Genomic DNA, 18814 nt, shown 5'->3' on the forward strand with positions numbered 1-18814 from the left:
GGCTGTTGTAGGAGGAGTTGTTGCATTGCCGAGCAATTCCACTACCTCAAGAATTACACTAGGATGGATGAAAATACACCGCCAATCTTAAATTTTGAGTTTTCCAGAAAATCTAAATAGGACTGACGCATAGGTGACGGAAAAACGAACCACAGAGGCAAGGCAGTGCGGTCTTGGGGTCTCCCCAAGTGGAGTATCTGGCGTGGTTTCCCCCATGAGCGACTGCCGCACAGAGAACACGGAGTAATAAGACTTTGAGAGGTATTTTGCGTAAGTCCTATAAAATCCAAAATCTAAAATCTCAAATCCAAAATAAAGTGACCTATGAGGGAACCAAGTAAAAATTTTGAACCCTTGCTGACTAAAGAAGCCCCGCTAGTTGTTGAGCGCATGGGGTTAACCTGGCTAATTGCAGCAGCGATCGCAACTGCTTTACTATGGCAACTACCAGGAGGGGATTATATCTTATATCCGTTTACAATTCTGGCAACTTGGTTTCATGAAATGGGTCACGGCTTAATGGCACTTGTATTAGGCGGACAGTTTCAGAAATTACAGATTTTTAACAATGGTTCCGGTGTCGCAACTTATGGCATCCAGTCGTCATCAGGGCCAATAATCCCGGCAATAATCGCAGCCGCAGGGCCAATGGGGCCACCTATTGCCGGTGCTGCTTTGATTTTAGCTTCTCGCAGTTTTACAGCAGCAACCCTCTGTTTGAAAATATTAGGGAGTTTTTTGCTATTTTCCACATTAATTTGGATACGTTCGTGGTTTGGGTTGATAGCAATTCCCTTACTAGGTTTAATAATCTTGGGTATCGCCTTCAAAGCCCCTCGCTGGGCGCAAGGATTTGCCATTCAATTCCTTGGTGTGCAAGCTTGTGTGAGTACGTACCATCAACTCGATTATCTATTTAGTAGTTCTGCTGGCCCCCTTGGACTCTCTGATACAGCGCAAATGCAGCGATATTTGCTCTTACCTTACTGGTTTTGGGGCGGATTGATGGCGATCACATCCTTGGTGATTTTAGTCCAAAGTCTCCGTGTTGCCTATCGTTCGGAGTAATGCGAATTATTTCCTAAATATCTTGTAACCTAATATCTAATAGTGAAGCTGTCAGGCTTCAAAAATACAATACTTGTAATTACCCAAGGTCATTGCGTTTCGTACGATCGCATCTGTGACTGGGTAACAAAACCAGGGCTAAATGACCTTTGCATATTAAATTTTATGAAAGCAGTTGGTATTGACTTAGGCACAACAAATTCCGAAGTGGCGATTGTCGAAAATGGCCAAGTGCGAGTATTGCCAGGCGAAGATGGCGATCTGATTTTACCTTCCTGTGTGGGGTTTAGTAACACGGGGAAAGTGCTGGTAGGGCGAGAAGCACTCCGTCAATATGCTGCGGCTCCTGAACGCACTGTGAAGTCAATTAAGCGTTGGATGGGAACTGACCACAAAACTACTTTAGGAGATAAAGAATATTTACCTCATGAAGTTTCCGCGATTATTCTCCGGGCCCTAAAACAACGGGCTGAGAATGCTTTGGGAGAAACAATTACCCAAGCAGTGATTACAGTTCCAGCCTACTTTACAGATGCTCAACGCCAGGCAACTAAAACTGCTGGCGAGATCGCTGGTTTGGAAGTACTGCAAATTATCAACGAACCAACGGCGGCGGCTTTAGCTTATGATTTGCGCTCCGAAGACACAGAACGGGTTGTGGTTTATGACTTGGGAGGTGGTACTTTCGACGTGTCAGTAGTCGAAATTACAGGGGAAGTCACAGAAGTACTAGCTACTCATGGTAACAACCGCTTGGGTGGAGACGATTTCGACAGGCTTTTGCAACTCTATCTCGCGGATCTATTCCGCAAACAGCATGGTGTAGATGTACCAGATGATGCGGCTACCCAAGCGCGTCTCCTTCGAGCCGCAGAACAGTTAAAAATTGACCTGAGTTCCCACGCCTTTGCTACAGTTCGGGAAGGCTTTTTAGGTAGTAAAGGTAAGACTGCACTACATTTAGAGACAGAAGTAGCGCGAATAGATTTAGAAAAATTAATTCGCCCCCTATTGACAGAAACCCTAGAGGCAATTGACCGCGCCCTAATAGATGCCAATATTGAATCCGACGAGATTGACCGGATTATCCTAGTTGGTGGTTCCACACGCATCCCTCTAGTGCAACAAATGATCTCAGAACATCTCAAACAAACTCCCAGCGATGGCATTCAACCAGACCTTTGTGTGGCATTAGGAGCCGCTTTACAAGCTGGGGTGCTGGTAGGTGAATCTGTAGATGCCATTCTTGTAGATGTAATTCCCCATTCTCTGGGCATTGCTGCGGTTGTGTCTACACCAATGGGTATTATGCCAGGTTACTTCAGTGTGATTATTCCCCGCAACAGCGTTGTTCCTGTTTCTCGCTCTCATGTTTATTCCACCGTGTTTGATGAACAAGAAGTGGTAGAAATTGAAGTTTTTCAGGGAGAAAATGCGATCGCTGAAGAAAATGTTCCTCTCGGTTCCTTTAGAGTCGAGAATTTACCACCCAAACCAGCAGGAGGTATTGAAGTCGAGGTTCACTTTGACTTTGACCTAAATGGCATTCTCACTGTCACCACTACCGAGAAAGGCAAAGGACAACAAGGAACGCTAGTAGTAAATAATGCAGGGATCGAGAAACTTTCGAGCCATGAATTGAAGCAAGCAAGGGCAGATTTAGATGCCTTGTTTGAATTTGATGAAACAATTGAAATCTCAACAGAAAATCCAATCTCAACAATAGATATCGCTCCAGAATTAGCAGCACTTTTAGACCGCGCTCAACAAACACTTCTGACCATAGATTCTGAACAAGCAGAGGAATTACAAGACTTATTAGCCCAGATTGAAAATGCGATCGCTAATAAGAGTGCAGAACTACCTCAGTTACAAGAAGAACTCTCAGATTTTCTTTACTACGCCAGTACGAATGATGAATAGGGAATAGTAATTATGCAATGTCCTGTTTGTGGAGCAATTTATCGTCCGGTAAAGGGGAGCAGAATATCTGTTGAGCAGAAAAATAATGATTATACCCAAGAGACTACTATTACATCTCCCTCATCTTCTCCCACTCCCTACTCTCCAACTTGTAGACGCTGTAAAGCTGACTTATCTGACTTGCTGAGTCTGCACGACCAAGCCATCTGGTATCATAGACAAGCACTGCATTTTTTATCAAAAGGGCGCTATCCAGAAGCAGTAACCCACAACAATCAAGCTCTCGCTTTGTATTACAGCAATGCAGACTTTCACGCCTTGGCTGGGAAATTATCGGCATTACAAGGAGAATGGAGAGAAGCGATCGCATCTTGGCAACAAGCACTTAAGTTTGACCAACAAAATACCATTGCTGCTAATTCTCTACAAACAATCGAGTTAATGGCAAAAAATGATTTGTGCTGATTTCCATCAAAAAAGCCCTCAGAAAATTTCTGAGGGCATTGATTAATACCTATGTTACTTATAGGACTTACGCAAAAACTTTCTGAAACTCTTATTTCCTTGTGTCCTACCCTTCGGGAAGCCACTTTGTGTCTATGCGTCCTTCTCTAACGAGACGCTGCGCGAATGCGGTTCGTTTTTTCATGATTTTGCGTAAGTACTGACTTAATTAAGTGCGGAAATGTCTTTTACCCTGCCTGTGCTTGGCAATTTCTTTCCGCTTACGTTTTTCAATAGGCGTTTCAAAGTGACGATGCTTCCTCATATCTGGAAAAATCCCAGCCTTGGAAACTTCTCGCTTAAATCGGCGTAAGGCTGATTCAATGTGTTCATTGTCACCCACTATTATTTGGGTCATTATCTCTCCTGCTAATTTGACTTAAGTGAACTACTCAGACTTGCCTACGGCTGAAGTCTGAGCTTCCCAATTCATCGGGAATAGCCATCAACGAAGAGGCAGGGGGAAGGGGGCAGGGAGCAGGGGGAAATGACCCCTTCCCCCTGCCGTGGAGCGGAGCGGAAAATGGGTCTGAGTCCCCCAATAAGAGTTAAGTGGTTCTCGTTCAGGTGGGGTCGAATCCCCCTTTCTGAACCTTCTCCCCTGCTCCCTGCTCCCTGCTCCCTTGCCTCTTTTTCAATTACTCCGTAGTTTTTTTGGTCTGACACTCCCTCCAAGGGCAGGAGTCCTGGTTCCCAAGACCCAAATCTTTCTCTTGCGACATATACCTATTAGCTTGGTTTTCGCTCTCTTGAAAAGTTGCTCCTCTACAGCGCTTCGCGCATCCTGCGGCGGGGGAGACCCCAAGACCGCACTTTTCGCTTGTGGCATTGATGGTCAAGACATTAACCACCTTACCAGAAAATCATGGGGATGTCTTGCAAAGTTGCTCGAATTTACCTTGATATCATATCCGGTTAAACACTTGTCATTGCGTACTCCGTTGGAGAACCCGTTCGCGAATAGCGTCTCCGAAGGAGAAGGGTACGGAGTGAAGCATAAGTCCTTCGGACACGCTTCGCGAACGCAGAGTCCTGGTGATTGCTTCTCTACGAGACGCTGCGCGAACGCTCCACTTCGTTGCGATCGCAATGATATACCGTAAGTAATTTGGCGGACATGATATGAGATGCGATCGCAAGTTAATCTACCTTAATTTATCAAACCGCCCTTCGGGTGACGCTCGAACGCAAGAGGGTGTGGCATACCAGACTTGCTTTGTGCATACTTTTACGGACAAGTAAGGTGTAGGGGCAATTCATGAATTGCCCCTACGGGTGTACCTCACATAAATGAGAACCGCTATATTCAAATATCTTGTTTGTATACTTCTAATAATTTTGGAATGTAATCATACCCATCTACACCAATAACGGCAATGATTTTAGGCCGATGTTGCTCTAAGAATTTTTGGAAAGCTTGTGCCCCAATTTGTCCTTGTAAAATTGTCAGTAATCCTGCTGGTTGATGCCACTCACTAGAAGCAATTTGCTCCAAAAGATACATTCCTAAGCAGCCAGTGTAAACAGTTTTTTCCGAATTTTGTAGATGATAATAAGCTTCTGCCAAATAAGCTAAGTTCCGCCCCTGGAGATATAAATCGCCAGAAAATTGTGCTGTTTTAAAGCCATCTTCAAGATATTTAATCGCCGTTTGGTGTTGTCTAATTACTAGATACGCAATTCCTAGACTGCTGACACATAAAGCTTTACTTTGAATATCGCCTAATTTTTCTGATAATTTTAAACCTTGTTCCAAATAGTTAATTGCAGCTTCATAAGTTTCGGGTTCGAGGTTTTCCACTTCTTGAGCTTGCATGACTTCGCTGTAACCTAAATTTACCAGGGCGTTTGCTTCTCCTGTCTTATCCCCTGCTTGCCGACTCAATATTAATGCTCGTTGACTATAGTTAATTGCCTCAGCATAATTTTTCTCTTGGACGTAGGTGCGGCTGAGGTGGTTGAGATTGGCAATTTCGCAAGGACGATCGCTTGCATTTCTGGCAATCTCTAGCGCTTGCTGATGAAAATCAAGTGAACGCTGATATTGTCCTAAAGCTCGCTGAGAATAGCCTAAAAGTGTCAAAATCCGCGCCTTTTCTTGGGTTCCCTCGTCGCGTCGCAATGGTTCGTCCAAATAGTCTAGGGCATCTCGCAAATAAGTACCAGTAAAAGAGGCAAAAATCCCGCCGTAAAAGGGAAAATATGGACGCTGGGCAAAGGTTCGTAAAATCTGGAGCATAATTTGAGAACAGGCATCGCCGTATACAGTGCCAATGCTGCCAAAACCACTTGCTAATTGACTCCAAATCACTGCAAAGGTCAAAAAGGTGGAAATGGACAATTTTGGCCCGGCTTTGACATCATAAGCTTGTTGGTCAAACCAGTTAATTAGTCCCCGTTGCAAAAACTGTAAAATCAATGCCATTTCTACCCAATCTCTGAGGGTGATTCCCCGTTGTCGCTGGGCAAATTCAATTACAGATTGTTCCATAGCCAAAGTCCGAAGCAGTGCTTGGGGTAACTCACTATTGAGTTGTTTCGCCCAACTTGCCCAGGGGCCGCGTTCTCCGGGTACGCCGCCAAATCCCAAAGCTTCTTTTTGCTCATACATCCAACTGAGTAAGTTGTCTTGCAATCGCTGCCAAGAAGCTAAACCACGGGTAATACCTTCAGAAAATTGTTGTAAATCCCCATCTACCTGGGCAAATTGCTGTAATGATTTTGATAATTGCTGTAGCTGTTGCAAATTTAGCGGATACTTCTGATTAGGATCGGTAACTCGTAAAAATGCCGCCAGTCGCTCATCTACGGCCGATGTGGTAATTTCTGCAACTGCGGAAGCGATCGCAACTGTTGCTTTGTTTTGCTCTTGCCAGCGTTGCCATTGACTTTGAATAGTCTTAATCGCTCTCAAACTGCGAGTAGCTTTAGCTTTCTTGAGTTCGTCTTTTTCGTTGTCTACTTGGCTTTGGAGGGCATTCAGGCGATCGCTCAAAACTAGCTCAAACACTTCCCCTGTACCGGAAGTTATGCTTTTAACCAGCATTTGATACACCATTTCAACAGAGCTAATTTTGCCCTTGAGGGTGGTTTCGACAATTTCATCGATTAAGGCAAGATAGCGATCGCGCAATGGCAGAGAGTCTGACACTTTAGCTACTAGGAAACGTCACATCAATTCTAATTCTAGTCTTAGCGCACAGGTAGAGAAAATTCTGTTTCTATGATTTGGTAACTTGTATTACTGGAATTTCAATCCAAAATTCTGTACCTAACCCCGGCTGAGAATCACATTTAAACATACCACCGTGTTTATCTACAATAATTTGATAACTAATTGATAACCCTAAACCAGTGCCTCTTCCCACCGGCTTAGTAGTAAAAAATGGGTCGCAAATTCTGGCCTTTATAGTTTCTGGTATTCCTGGCCCATTGTCTGCAATGCGAATTATTACGCTTTTAACATTACCATCCATTTCTGCGATCGCAGTCCGAATGGTAATTTGACTGCTATGAGGTTGTGCTGTAGACACTCTATAATCTTCTAGAGCATCGATCGCATTGCTTAAAACATTCATGAATACCTGATTTAGCGGCCCAGCATAGCACTCTACTAAGGGAAGCTCACCATATTCTTTGACTAATTTAATCGTGGGACTCTCCGGTTTTGCTTTCAAGCGATGCTGCAAAATTAGCAACGTGCTATCAATCCCCTCATGAATATCAACCGGCTTCATTTCTGCCTCATCAAGGCGAGAGAAATTCCGTAAACCCAAGACTATCTGCCGGATACGATCGATGCCGATTTTCATGGAAGATAGAGTTTTGGGCAAATCCTCAATCAGAAATTCTAAGTCTATCTCGAATGCGCGATCGCGAATCTCAGGGTTTGGGTTAGGACAGTTTTGCAAATAGAGGTCTAGTATACTGAGTAAATCTTGGGTGTAATCATTGACATGATTGATGTTGCCATAAATGAAGTTTACCGGGTTATTAATTTCGTGAGCAATACCAGCTACCAGTTGACCTAATGAGGACATTTTCTCAGTTTGGATCAGTTGGGTTTGAGTTTGCTTTAAATCATGGAGAGCTTGAGTTAGCTTTTGGGTCTGCTCTTTAGTTTGATTATGCAGTTGGGCTTGTTGGAGTGCAACCCCAAGCTGATTGGCAATTTGAGTAATAAACTTAATTTCTGAGGCTTCCCAATGGCGGGGTGCAAAGTTCTGATAAGCTGCCAGTAAGCCCCATAGCTGTTGCCCAATAAATATAGGTGCGATCGCATAAGCCTTGGCTTGAATTTGCTCTAGAACTGCAACATGACATCGAGAATGTCCAACTTGATAGATGTCATCAACTGCAAAGGTTTCATTGTGACGATATCGCCCACCTTGGGTTTCCTGCAAATAGCTATCTTGCCAAACTATCTTAGTATCAGAACATACTAGCTTTACCCAGCCATCATTTACAAACTCGGCAATATATTCACCACTCCAATCAGCTTGGAAGCGGTAAACTGCTACTCGATCCGCTTGTAGTGATTTACAGATTTCTTGAGTGGTTGTCTGAAAAATTGCATCTAGGTCAAGAGATTCCCTAACTTTTGCCACAACTTCAAACAATACCCGTTGTTGTTCTGCTGCTTGTTGTAAATCTAATGTCTGTTCTCGTGTCTGATTGAGTAATTCAGCTTGCTGGAGTGCTACGCCCATTTGGGCAGCAATCTGATTGAGAAAGTTGACTTCTGAGACTTTCCATTGCCGAGGCCCAGTGTGTTGATAAGTTGCCAGCAAACCCCAAAGTTTTTGCCCAACAAAGATCGGTGCCAGCACAAAAGCATGAATTTGAAACTGCTCTAGATTATCGATATGACACTTAGCAAATCCCATTTTGTAGATATCATCGACTGCAAATGTTTCATTGTGGCGATAACGTCCTCCCTGTGTATCTTGTAAGTAGGTGTCATTCCAAATTGTATTAATACCTAATTCGGACTCATTCGACCAGTATGGACTAGCAGCCTCGAAATCACCGACAAATTCACCACCCCAATTAGAATCGAAACGATAAACGGAAACGCGATCGGCTTTGATTAATTGACAAACCTCTTTAGTTGTGGTTTGAAAAATAGTATCTGTGTCCAGCGATTCTCGAATCTCGGCAATAACTCTAAACACAGCCTGTTCTTGTTCAGCTGTCCGTTGTAACTCAACTGTGCGTCTTTTAACTTGTTTTTCTAAGTTTTCATTGAAGACTTGTACTTGTTGCTGTAGTTCATGCTGCTGAACTGCGGAAGCAAAGTGTTTACCGAGATTTCTAGCCAGTTCAATCTCTTCATCTGTCCATTTTTGAACTTGGGCTTTTTTAGATTCGCGCCAAACCTCAAAGGATCGCCTGGGGTAGAGTTGTCTGCGATCGCTATCATACTGCCCCGCCCATAGAGTTTCTGTATCTATTTCGTTGCGGAAAATACTTAAGTAGCCTAGTAATTGCTGACGATACAGGAGTGGGATTGTTAATATGCTACGAATTTTAGTTGGTTGAAAAGCAACTTGTAAACTTCGCAAATCAGGGGTACTGTATATATCTGAAATCGCCCAAACATCGTAGTTACTAGACTTATAGAGTTCTTGCCAGATACTATACTGCTCTATGAGTGGATATATAGTTTGTTCTGGCATTACAGGTTGCTGTCCACAGATATAAAGCTTGATACAAGTATTTCCTGGTATTAGGCATTCTGTTAAACTGGTTACGTTGCCATTGTGGAAATCAAAAGCTGCATTTCTAATGCAAAGTCTGCCACCAACACCATTAAAGGCAGCAACAGCTGCTTCTAGGGCTGGTTGTAATACAATGGTCGGTAGTGAATGTAGCAGGGTAGCAATGCGGTTAACGATAGTTTCTCGTTCGGCTGTTTTGCGGACTTGAGTGAGGAGAGAACTTTGAGTGATCGCTACTGAGAGTTGATCGACAACCATCTGTAGGGCTTCTAGTTCATATTCTGAAATCAAACGCCCTTGGGAATTATGAGATACCAGAAGCCCCCAAAGCCGATCTTGATAGAGAATAGGCGCTATTACAGAAGACTTTACTCCCATTGCCGTCAAATATTCAGCATGACATGGATCTACAGGGCGGTAACGGATTTCTTCTGATATAGTTTCTCCATTTTCCAAGTCACGCAGTTGACTTTGACCAATTTCTTGAGCATCAACATTCACAACAGAACGCACCCGTGATTTGATAAATAGCTCACGGGCGCTGAGGGGAATATCGTCAGCCGGGAAATTCAACCCTAGTAAGGACGGCAAACGATTGTTGTAGATGGACTCAGCAATGACCTGGCCACTGTCATCGCCATGAAATTTATAAATCATCACTCGGTCAGTTTTCAGTAGCGATCGCACCTCTGCCGTTGTCACCGTGATAATTTCTTCCAACTCTAAGCTGCGGCGGATATGGTTTGTAATCCGACGTAATAAACTTTCTTCATGGCGATATAAGGACAAATCTTGTTCGGGGTTGAAGGTCATTGCTTATAGCAAAATCAATTAATAATTTGCAAACTGACATAATTAAATCTAAAGCCATTTTGATTTTTTTTTAATCAATTTGTCTTCAGTAAAACTACGGGCAAACCATTAATCAAAATATTCATTTACCTTTTATAAAAATTTACCAAAACGTCATAAAAAAGACGCTAAAAATTTGCGTCTGTACTAGCTTAAATTAAAGATTACTGCTTTTTAGTTTTGAGTTTTTGACAACTATTAGCAAAGCAAAAAAACTTAAACTCTTATATTGTCACTAAAGCGAATTTTTAGATAGTCGTCTTCCATCTTTGCGCCTCCTGGTTGTAGTGCTGCTAAGGCTTGTGGCAAAACTAAGTTCCGACGGTGGTTGCCAATGGTAATGTTTAATTCGTCTCCATTCTTACTGAGATGAACTTGGTTTTTAGGAATACCAGGTAAATAAATTTCCAAACTGTATTGTTTTTCTTCCTGTACGACTCTCATAGTCGTTTCTTTGTAGTAAACCTGAGTCGGATCTTCATCTTTATAAAGAGTTTCTTTCAGGCGTTCTAATGCAGCTAATCCACACATCTCTTCAGAAAAAAGTGGGACTTCTTTCACAGGTAGAGGATGAAAATTATCATGAATTTCCTGGCGATATTGCTCCTGACTTTCCTTCCAGCGTTGGAAAAATGGGTCTTGGACTTCACGGGGAATAATTCGATTAGCCACAACTAAATCTGTTGCAACATTATACAAACTCAAATAAGCATGGGCCCGCAGAGACTCTTTAATTACCATTTTTTCGGGATTGGTGACAAGACGCACAGAAGTTTGAGTATTGTCTGTTAATACTTTTTCTAGGGCTTCAATTTGTTCATAAAACTCATAAGGTGCATCCATTACCTCTTTATCTGGTAGCGAAAAACCAGCAATTGGTCTAAAAAAAGGTTCAACCAGAGGGCGAAGTGCCACCGAGATGTTTTGAAATGGTTTGTAAAAACGGCGCATATACCAGCCACCAACTTCAGGTAAACTCAGCAAGCGTAGTGCAGTACCAGTTGGGGCTGAGTCGATAATTAAAACATCAAACTCACCTTCGTCGTAATGGCGTTTCATCCTTACCAAGCCAAAAATCTCATCCATGCCTGGTAAAATTGCCAATTCTTCTGCCTGTACACCGTCTAAACCCCTTGCTTGTAAAACTTGGGTAATATAACGTTTTACAGCACCCCAGTTTCCTTCTAGTTCTTGCAGCGCATCCAGTTCTGCACCCCACAGATTTGGGCGAATTTTTTGGGGTGCATGTCCTAGTTCTATGTCAAAACTGTCTGCCAGAGAGTGAGCGGGATCTGTACTTAAAACCAATGTCTGATAGCCCAGTTCCGCACAACGGAGTCCAGTTGCAGCAGCGACGGAAGTTTTGCCCACGCCACCTTTACCAGTCATCAAAATTACACGCATGGATGGTTTTGTCCTAGCTGAGGATTTTTTACATTTATTTACATTATCGACTGTTTAAGGAAAACAAATGCTGTTTCACTACGTCTTGGCGTGAACAGTTTGAGTTGTTCATAGTCATTGCGGTCTTTTTTGACCAAGGGCATGATAGTCTAATGCTTCTTTTAAGATAACGTGAGTTCAACGAGTTACTGTCCGTTGCCTAATTTAGTCCAATCAAAAACCTCTCCTTGGTTTGACTACTCAAAACTATCCCTCTCCGAGTCGGAGAGGGACAATCTTGAACTTGAGTTCAAGATTGGGAGATGTTTATAAAAAAAGTAAAGGTTCAAAACCTCGCCCCTTGTGGGCGAATAAATCCTTGTATCTTAAGGTAAGTAGAAACCCCACCCCAATTGTCTGGCTTAGTTTAATCCCCCTCCCTGCTTCCCCTGCTTCCCCTGCTTCCCCTGCTCCCCCTGCTCCCCCTGCTCTCTTCATTAAAGGTGGGTAGTTTACTTCTTATTCCAAAGACTAATAAATTCTTTATAGACGGCTGGGGTGATCTGACTCTGTAGGTGACTTAGGGCATCTCGATGATTTTGATTATTGTCATCATAATAAGTAAACAAATTCGTCAGCTTGACAATCTCAGGATTTTGATCGTTTGTGCCCCTCCATTTGTTAGTAACTTTGTGTAAAACATCCTTGGGTAGATTTTGTTGTAAGTTATTTAGGGCTGCGATGTAAGAAGGATTTTGAGGATTCTTTTTAAATTGGAAACACAAATCTATCAACTTAACTTGTGTCTGGGGAGGCGACTGGGGTTTATCTGTGAGAGTAGGTTGCTGGAGAATTTGCCGCTGTTCAATAGTGGCAATGCCATTTTCAGTTAAACCCTGAGATTTCTGAAATTTCTTGACTGCGGTATAAGTGGCTGGCCCATAAAAAGGCTTGTCTGAAGGGATTTCGGTATTGGTTGCGAACCCGTGAAACTTCAATCGATTCTGAAGTCCTTTAACTGTCTCTTCCATTACACTTCTAGTCTCAGCATCGGCGTTACCATTAACCACAAGTCTTTGTGAGTATTGTTTCTGAAACTTTTTAATGGCTTCTTCGGTCGGATCGTCTGTTAAAGAGTTGTTATTCCGCTTCCAGGGAGCGAATTTTGTCAGATCGGGGTTAGGGTCAATTTCAGGAGCTAAATATCCCAGCCCAATCAATAGATGACGGATGACTTCAGGGCTACTAACGGTCATACTTTTTGCTTCCTTTGCGACTAAACTACCATTTAATGTATCTTGTTTTACAAAAATTAAGTAAGTAGAAATAAATAAATCTAACATATCTTGTTTGCAAAGCGGTTCAAAATTTAATTAGTGTGTGACGACAAGCTGCAACTATTGGAGAAGTTTGGCTAGGTTACTACACACCGGGAAATAGAAAAGTAGTTTAAAGTCTTGGTGCGCGATCGCTTATTATCAACTTATTGATGATGATACTACGCAATAGACACCTGATGAAATTAAATATGCGTTATCCACAACCCTTGTAGAGACGTAGCAGTACTACGTCTCTACATTCTTTTTTGCAGATGTCTTTTGACACCAGTTTGCAAGGAATTCTGCGTGCTTGTGTCTTAGCGAAGCGGTTCATTGAGAAGATGAGATTGGCAGAAATACTTCATCAAAGCTGTTTAGTGTTTACAAGTCAGGAAACACCAAAAGGAATTGAGCGACTGACAGGGGAAAAGTTACCAATTAGAGCGATCGCCTACTGTGGATGCTCTACCTCATCCGAAAGCCACTAGATTTAAAGACAATTTTGTGATTATAAAAAGTAAATAACCCTTTATTTTCGTTAGAGTGGGATAACAATCAAAGTGTGAGGATTGATACTACATGCGAATCTTGTTAGTGTATCCGATATTTCCCAAAACCTTTTGGTCTTATGAAAAAATCTTGGAGTTAGTTAATCGCAAGGTTTTATTACCACCTCTAGGTTTAGTAACAGTAGCCGCAATTCTGCCCCAAGAATGGGAATTCAAGCTAGTCGATCGCAACATTCGTCCAGCAACAGAAGCAGAATGGGCATGGGCTGATGTAGTCATTCTCTCCGCAATGATTGTCCAGAAACAAGATTTGCTTGACCAAATTCAGGAAGCAAAAAAACGTGGCAAGCTAGTCGCAGTTGGTGGCCCTTATCCTACCTCTGTACCGCACGAAGTTGAAAATGTGGGCGCAGATTTTCTGATTCTGGATGAAGGGGAAATCACGCTGCCGATGTTTATTGAGGCAATTCAACGGGGAGACACATCTGGCACTTTCCGCGCCACAGAAAAACCTGATGTCACAAGTACACCAATACCCCGCTTTGATTTATTAGAATTGAATGCTTATGACATGATGTCGGTGCAGTTTTCGCGCGGGTGTCCTTTCCAGTGCGAATTTTGCGACATTATTGTTCTCTACGGGCGCAAACCACGCACCAAAGCCCCAGCACAACTATTGGCAGAGTTAGATTACCTCTATGAATTAGGTTGGCGGCGGGGTGTATTCATGGTAGATGATAACTTTATTGGCAACAAGCGAAATGTGAAATTGTTGCTAAAAGAGTTAAAAGTCTGGATGGCAGAACATAAATATCCCTTCCGATTTGACACGGAAGCTTCAGTTGACTTGGCACAAGACGCAGAAATGTTGGAGTTGATGGTTGAGTGCGGTTTCTCAGCGGTGTTTTTGGGAATCGAAACACCGGATGAGGATAGTTTGCAAATGACCAAGAAGTTTCAGAATACTCGCAGTTCTCTAACTGAGGCAGTGCAAACCATTACCAAAGCGGGATTGCGCCCAATGGCTGGGTTTATTATCGGCTTTGATGGCGAAAAAGCAGGTGCTGGCGATCGCATTGTCCGCTTTGCTGAACAAGCGGCTATTCCCTCTACTACCTTTGCCATGTTGCAAGCGTTACCTAACACCGCGCTTTGGCATCGTCTGAAAAAGGAAGGACGACTGCGGGAAAATCAAAATTCCAATATTGCCAACATCAATCAAACAACATTGATGAACTTCCTTCCCACCCGTCCCTAGAAGAACTTGCTAGAGAATATATTGAGGCATTTTGTACCTTATACGACCCAGTAAATTACTTGGATCGCACCTATCGCTGCTTTTTGATGATGGGTTTGCCGAGTTGGAAAGCACCAGCGAAAATACCAGAGTGGATAGTTGTGAAAGCACTGCTGATTGTGATTTGGCGACAAGGAATCAAACGAGAAACCCGTTGGAAGTTCTGGCATCATTTGTTTAGCATTCTTAAGCACAACCCTGGAGTTATTGAGCATTACATTTCTGCTTGCGCTCACAACGAGCATTTTCTAGAATATCGCCAAATAGTACGCGATCAAATTGAAAGTCAGCTAGCTGAATATTTAGCACAAGGTGTAGAACAGCCTTATGTGCTGGTGAAGGAAAAAGCGGAGGCGGTAGTTAGTTAAGGGTGGTAACGCTTCATAGGTAATATTGACATTCCCACGGTTGTGAAGATTTCGCTACGCTCATCTTCACACAAAGCCGTGGGATTCTTGCATCTTCGGGATTCTGAATCCCGTATATGTCTATGAGCAATTACATTATATTTTTTCAGTAGATGAATTGCTGTTTTAGCTAAGATGCATTAACCCTTTACAAATGAGGGGTTTTAAAATGTTGAAACTTTCAGTTACCCTGAAAAGATAAGCGATCGCTTGTCATCTAAGTACATCGATGGTTGTAATAAACCCTAAATTCCTGTTATCCCTGTTGGGGATGACTTAGAGCAGAAATAAAAACTGATGATTAAGTATCACTCGATAAAAGTAAACTGGCTTGTGGTTGAGGAATAAATTTTTATGAAGGCGATGATTCTCGCGGCTGGTAAGGGGACTCGCGTGCGTCCAATTACGTACACTATGCCTAAACCAATGATGCCCATTCTGCAAAAGCCAGTGATGGAGTTTTTGCTGGAACTATTACGCCAACACGGATTTGACCAGATTCTGGTCAACGTTAGTCATTTGGCTGAGGAAATAGAAAACTATTTTCGTGATGGTCAACGGTTTGGGGTGCAGATTGCCTATTCCTTTGAAGGCAAAATTGATGACGACGGGAAACTAGTGGGCGAAGCAATCGGTTCAGCTGGAGGGATGCGACGCATTCAAGATTTCTCACCCTTTTTTGATGATACCTTTGTGGTGTTGTGCGGTGATGCTTTGATTGACCTGGATTTAACTGCCGCAGTGAAGTGGCATAAATCCAAAGGAGCGATCGCTACTATTATTACAAAATCTGTCCCCAAGGAAGAAGTTTCTAGCTACGGTGTGGTAGTTACTGATGAAGAGGGGCGTGTTAAAGCTTTCCAAGAAAAACCTGCAACTGAAGAAGCTCTCAGCACCAACATCAATACAGGTATTTACATTTTTGAGCCAGAAGTTTTTAACTATATCCCCTCTGGTGTAGAATATGACATTGGTAGCCAATTGTTTCCCAAATTGGTAGAAATAAAAGCTCCCTTCTACGCCATCCCTATGGACTTTGAATGGGTAGATATTGGGAAAGTACCAGACTATTGGCGAGCGATTCGTGGTGTATTGCTGGGTGAAATTAAGAATGTCCAAATCCCTGGTCATGAAGTCGCCCCTGGTATCTATACTGGCTTAAATGTTTCTGTCAATTGGGACAAAGTAGATATCACAGGCCCAGTTTACATTGGCGGGATGACGAGAATTGAAGATGGAGCGAAAATTGTCGGCCCAGCGATGATTGGCCCCAATTGTTGGATATGTAGTGGTGCAACAGTCGAAAACAGCGTGATTTTTGAATGGTCGCGCCTGGGGCCAGGAGTCCGGTTAGTCGATAAGCTAGTGTTTGGACGTTATTGTGTAGATAAAACTGGCGCTGCGATCGATGTTCAAGCTGCTGCTTTAGATTGGTTGATTACCGATGCCCGTCAGACACCACCATCACATACCCCTGTTGAACGACAAGCCATAGAGGAATTGCTGGGGACAAATGTGAATTAGGGAATAGGGAATGAGGGGGATGAGGCAGAAGGGGGAGATGAGGGAGCAGGGGGAGCAGGGGGAGAAGGGGGAGCAGGGGAGAAAGAATAAAGAACTAATACCCAATTCCCAATTCCCAATTCCCAATCCCCAATTCCCAGTCCCCAGTCCCCAATTCCCAATCCCCAGTCCCCAATTCCCAGTCCCCAATTCCCAATCTAACTATTTAGATACGTATATCTTTGGAGACTCTGCTCATAGGTTTGTAGTAATCGCTGAGATTCTGCTAGGGTGATGCGCTTCTCTTCTAGTGCTTTCTCACAACGCTGGCGGATGTTTTCTACCATGTCTTCGGAGTCGTACTGGACGTAGCTTACGACTTCGCTCATGGTGTCACCTTTGACAACGTGTTCAATTTGGTAGCCTTTAGGCGTTAATTGAATGTGAACGGCGTTGGTATCGCCAAATAGGTTGTGCAAATTGCCCATGATTTCTTGGTAAGCTCCATTCAAGAACATCCCTAAATAATAGGGTTCTCCAGGCTTGTAGGTGTGTAGTTCTAAAACCGATTTGACATCGCGCAGGTCAATAAAGCGGTCGATTTTACCATCACTGTCGCAGGTAAGGTCTGCTAAAATTCCTCGCCGGATGGGTTCTTCATCCAAACGGTGAATTGGCATGATGGGGAATAGCTGATCGATCGCCCAACAATCTGGTGCTGATTGAAACACTGACATATTAACGTAGTAGATGGAAGCCATGATTTTCTCAAGGTCTTCGAGTTCATCGGGTACGTATTCTTGCTGTCTGGTAATGTTCAAAATTTTCTGGCAACAAGCCCAGTAGAGCCGTTCGGCTTTAGCTCGTTCTCTGAGGCGTAAAATTCCTAAGTTGAAGCGGCTGATGGCTTCTTCTTTGAATTGAGCCGCGTCGTGATATAACTCTTGGTAATTCTCTTGGTTAATAGATTGGTAGCTTTCCCAAAGATAATTAATAATTGGGGATTCTCCGTCTTGTGGAGGTTCTGGTGAATCAAGAGGGACATCGCTGGTACTAAGAACATCAAAAATCAGCACCGACTGATGGGAAGCGATCGCTCTTCCACTTTCACTAATCAGTGTTGGTACGGTAATTTGCCGCTCTGCACAGGTATCTTTTAACTCTGCTACTATGTCGTTGGCATAGTTTTGCATGTTGTAATTTTTCGATGCATAGAAGTTGGTTTGGGAGCCATCATAATCTACGCCCAAGCCGCCACCAACATCAAGGTATTTCATATCTGCCCCCAGCATGGCCAATTCCACATAAATGCGGCTGGCTTCTTGAATGGCATCTTTAATCACATTGATGGCAGAGATTTGTGAGCCGATGTGGAAGTGCATCAACTGCAAAGAATCGAGCAAGTTTGCTTCTCGTAATTTATCTACAGCCTCAATGACTTCCGGCATTGTCAAACCAAATTTAGCGCGATCGCCACTAGAGGCTCCCCAACGTCCCATACCTTGGGTACTGAGTTTAGCACGAACACCTAATATCGGCTTAATACCTAACTGACGATTGGCATCAATTACCAAATCAACCTCTTCAATCTGTTCTAAGACGATGACTGGTGTTTGTCCTAGTCTTTGGGCTAACATTGCCGTTTCGATGTATTCTCGGTCTTTGTAGCCGTTGCAAATTAACAATGCTCCTGGTGTATCGAGGACAGCCAGAGCAATCATTAATTCTGGCTTGGAACCAGCTTCTAAACCAAATTGATGGGGTTTGCCAAACTTGACTAAATCTTCAATCAAATGCCGTTCTTGGTTGCATTTGACAGGAAACACACCCCGGTATACACCAGGGTAGTTGTAGCGGGCGATCGCTTTGGCAAAACAAGCATTCAACCGCTCAATTCGGTCTTCCAAAATATCCGAAAAGCGAATCAACATCGGAAGTCCCAAGTTGCGCTGTTTCATGGAGTTAACCAATTCAAACAAGTCAAGAGAACCACCGCGATCGCCCTTGGGTGACACGGTGACGTGACCAGCAGCGCTAATGGAAAAATAGGGTTGTCCCCAACCTTCAATGCGGTATAATTCTTCGCTATCCTCAATTTTCCAGGAGCGAGGTAAAGTTCCTGTGGTAGTACTAGGTGGTAAAAGTTTCTTTTGTTTATGATTTTTCACTTCAGATTTTTGTCCATTGGACAGTACTGGTACCACCTCGTCAGATGTAGCAGTTGACTCAACACCCATTTCTTCCTAACCTCTGTTTTTCGCCCACGACTTAACAATTTAACGCATTCATTTGGGAACGTATATGTACCCAAAGATAATTTCTAAGATAA

The 18814-nt window shown here is 43.1% G+C and carries 11 protein-coding genes and 1 pseudogene; 6 read left to right on the plus strand and 6 right to left on the minus strand.

Going from position 1 to position 18814, the window contains the following annotated elements:
• The first annotated feature begins 324 nt into the window (after positions 1 to 324).
• The 3 genes from GTQ43_RS19525 (at position 325) to GTQ43_RS19535 (ending at position 3456) form a co-directional block, all read left to right on the plus strand.
• Positions 325 to 1068, plus strand: coding sequence for a M50 family metallopeptidase (locus GTQ43_RS19525; protein WP_265274422.1), 744 nt, complete (start codon positions 325 to 327; stop codon positions 1066 to 1068).
• A 165-nt stretch (positions 1069 to 1233) separates the two neighbouring features.
• Positions 1234 to 2991 carry an Hsp70 family protein gene (locus GTQ43_RS19530; protein ID WP_265274423.1) on the plus strand — a complete coding sequence of 586 codons (1758 nt, stop codon included), beginning with the start codon at positions 1234 to 1236 and terminating at the stop codon, positions 2989 to 2991.
• Positions 2992 to 3003: 12 nt separating this feature from the next.
• Entirely contained in the window at positions 3004 to 3456 is a 453-nt protein-coding gene (locus GTQ43_RS19535) for a hypothetical protein (RefSeq protein ID WP_265274424.1), read from the plus strand.
• Positions 3457 to 3664: 208 nt separating this feature from the next.
• Here the strand turns inward: GTQ43_RS19535 and rpsU are convergent, their stop codons facing one another.
• The 5 genes from rpsU to GTQ43_RS19560 all read right to left on the minus strand — a co-directional run bounded on the left by rpsU (position 3665) and on the right by GTQ43_RS19560 (position 12793).
• Entirely contained in the window at positions 3665 to 3853 is a 189-nt protein-coding gene (rpsU, locus tag GTQ43_RS19540; protein ID WP_185582816.1) for a 30S ribosomal protein S21, read from the minus strand.
• A 948-nt stretch (positions 3854 to 4801) separates the two neighbouring features.
• Complete coding sequence (locus GTQ43_RS19545; RefSeq protein WP_265274425.1) at positions 4802 to 6646, minus strand: tetratricopeptide repeat protein; 1845 nt, start codon at positions 6644 to 6646, stop codon at positions 4802 to 4804.
• Positions 6647 to 6716: 70 nt separating this feature from the next.
• Positions 6717 to 10028, minus strand: a complete 3312-nt coding sequence (locus tag GTQ43_RS19550) for a GAF domain-containing protein (RefSeq protein WP_265274426.1) — start codon at positions 10026 to 10028, stop codon at positions 6717 to 6719.
• 255 nt (positions 10029 to 10283) lie between these two features.
• A complete protein-coding gene (locus GTQ43_RS19555) occupies positions 10284 to 11471 on the minus strand; it encodes a TRC40/GET3/ArsA family transport-energizing ATPase (protein WP_265274427.1) in 1188 nt (395 codons plus the stop codon).
• Positions 11472 to 11962: 491 nt separating this feature from the next.
• Positions 11963 to 12793 (minus strand): peptidoglycan-binding protein, encoded by an 831-nt coding sequence (locus tag GTQ43_RS19560; protein ID WP_265274428.1) that lies wholly within the window; start codon positions 12791 to 12793, stop codon positions 11963 to 11965.
• 248 nt (positions 12794 to 13041) lie between these two features.
• Between GTQ43_RS19560 and GTQ43_RS19565 the strand changes: the two genes are divergently transcribed.
• From GTQ43_RS19565 to GTQ43_RS19575, 3 genes and pseudogenes are all read left to right on the plus strand, one after another.
• Positions 13042 to 13257, plus strand: coding sequence for a hypothetical protein (locus tag GTQ43_RS19565; RefSeq protein ID WP_265274429.1), 216 nt, complete (start codon positions 13042 to 13044; stop codon positions 13255 to 13257).
• Between the two features lie 91 nt (positions 13258 to 13348).
• Positions 13349 to 14943: pseudogene (locus tag GTQ43_RS19570) on the plus strand (B12-binding domain-containing radical SAM protein).
• A gap of 393 nt (positions 14944 to 15336) precedes the next feature.
• Positions 15337 to 16506, plus strand: a complete 1170-nt coding sequence (locus GTQ43_RS19575; RefSeq protein WP_265274430.1) for an NDP-sugar synthase — start codon at positions 15337 to 15339, stop codon at positions 16504 to 16506.
• A gap of 197 nt (positions 16507 to 16703) precedes the next feature.
• Here the strand turns inward: GTQ43_RS19575 and speA are convergent, their stop codons facing one another.
• Positions 16704 to 18722 (minus strand): biosynthetic arginine decarboxylase, encoded by a 2019-nt coding sequence (speA, locus tag GTQ43_RS19580; RefSeq protein WP_265274431.1) that lies wholly within the window; start codon positions 18720 to 18722, stop codon positions 16704 to 16706.
• Between the last annotated feature and the right edge of the window lie 92 nt (positions 18723 to 18814).

This window comes from Nostoc sp. KVJ3, assembly GCF_026127265.1.
Lineage (GTDB): Bacteria > Cyanobacteriota > Cyanobacteriia > Cyanobacteriales > Nostocaceae > Nostoc.

Bases quoted from the DNA above. Each gene is read 5' to 3' on its own strand.
- GTQ43_RS19525 (WP_265274422.1), top strand. From the start codon at position 325: ATGAGGGAACCAAGTAAAAATTTTGAACCCTTGCTGACTAAAGAAGCC.
- GTQ43_RS19530 (WP_265274423.1), top strand. From the start codon at position 1,234: ATGAAAGCAGTTGGTATTGACTTAGGCACAACAAATTCCGAAGTGGCG.
- GTQ43_RS19535 (WP_265274424.1), top strand. From the start codon at position 3,004: ATGCAATGTCCTGTTTGTGGAGCAATTTATCGTCCGGTAAAGGGGAGC.
- rpsU (WP_185582816.1), bottom strand. From the start codon at position 3,853: ATGACCCAAATAATAGTGGGTGACAATGAACACATTGAATCAGCCTTA.
- GTQ43_RS19550 (WP_265274426.1), bottom strand. From the start codon at position 10,028: ATGACCTTCAACCCCGAACAAGATTTGTCCTTATATCGCCATGAAGAA.
- GTQ43_RS19555 (WP_265274427.1), bottom strand. From the start codon at position 11,471: ATGCGTGTAATTTTGATGACTGGTAAAGGTGGCGTGGGCAAAACTTCC.
- GTQ43_RS19560 (WP_265274428.1), bottom strand. From the start codon at position 12,793: ATGTTAGATTTATTTATTTCTACTTACTTAATTTTTGTAAAACAAGAT.
- GTQ43_RS19565 (WP_265274429.1), top strand. From the start codon at position 13,042: ATGTCTTTTGACACCAGTTTGCAAGGAATTCTGCGTGCTTGTGTCTTA.
- GTQ43_RS19575 (WP_265274430.1), top strand. From the start codon at position 15,337: ATGAAGGCGATGATTCTCGCGGCTGGTAAGGGGACTCGCGTGCGTCCA.
- speA (WP_265274431.1), bottom strand. From the start codon at position 18,722: ATGGGTGTTGAGTCAACTGCTACATCTGACGAGGTGGTACCAGTACTG.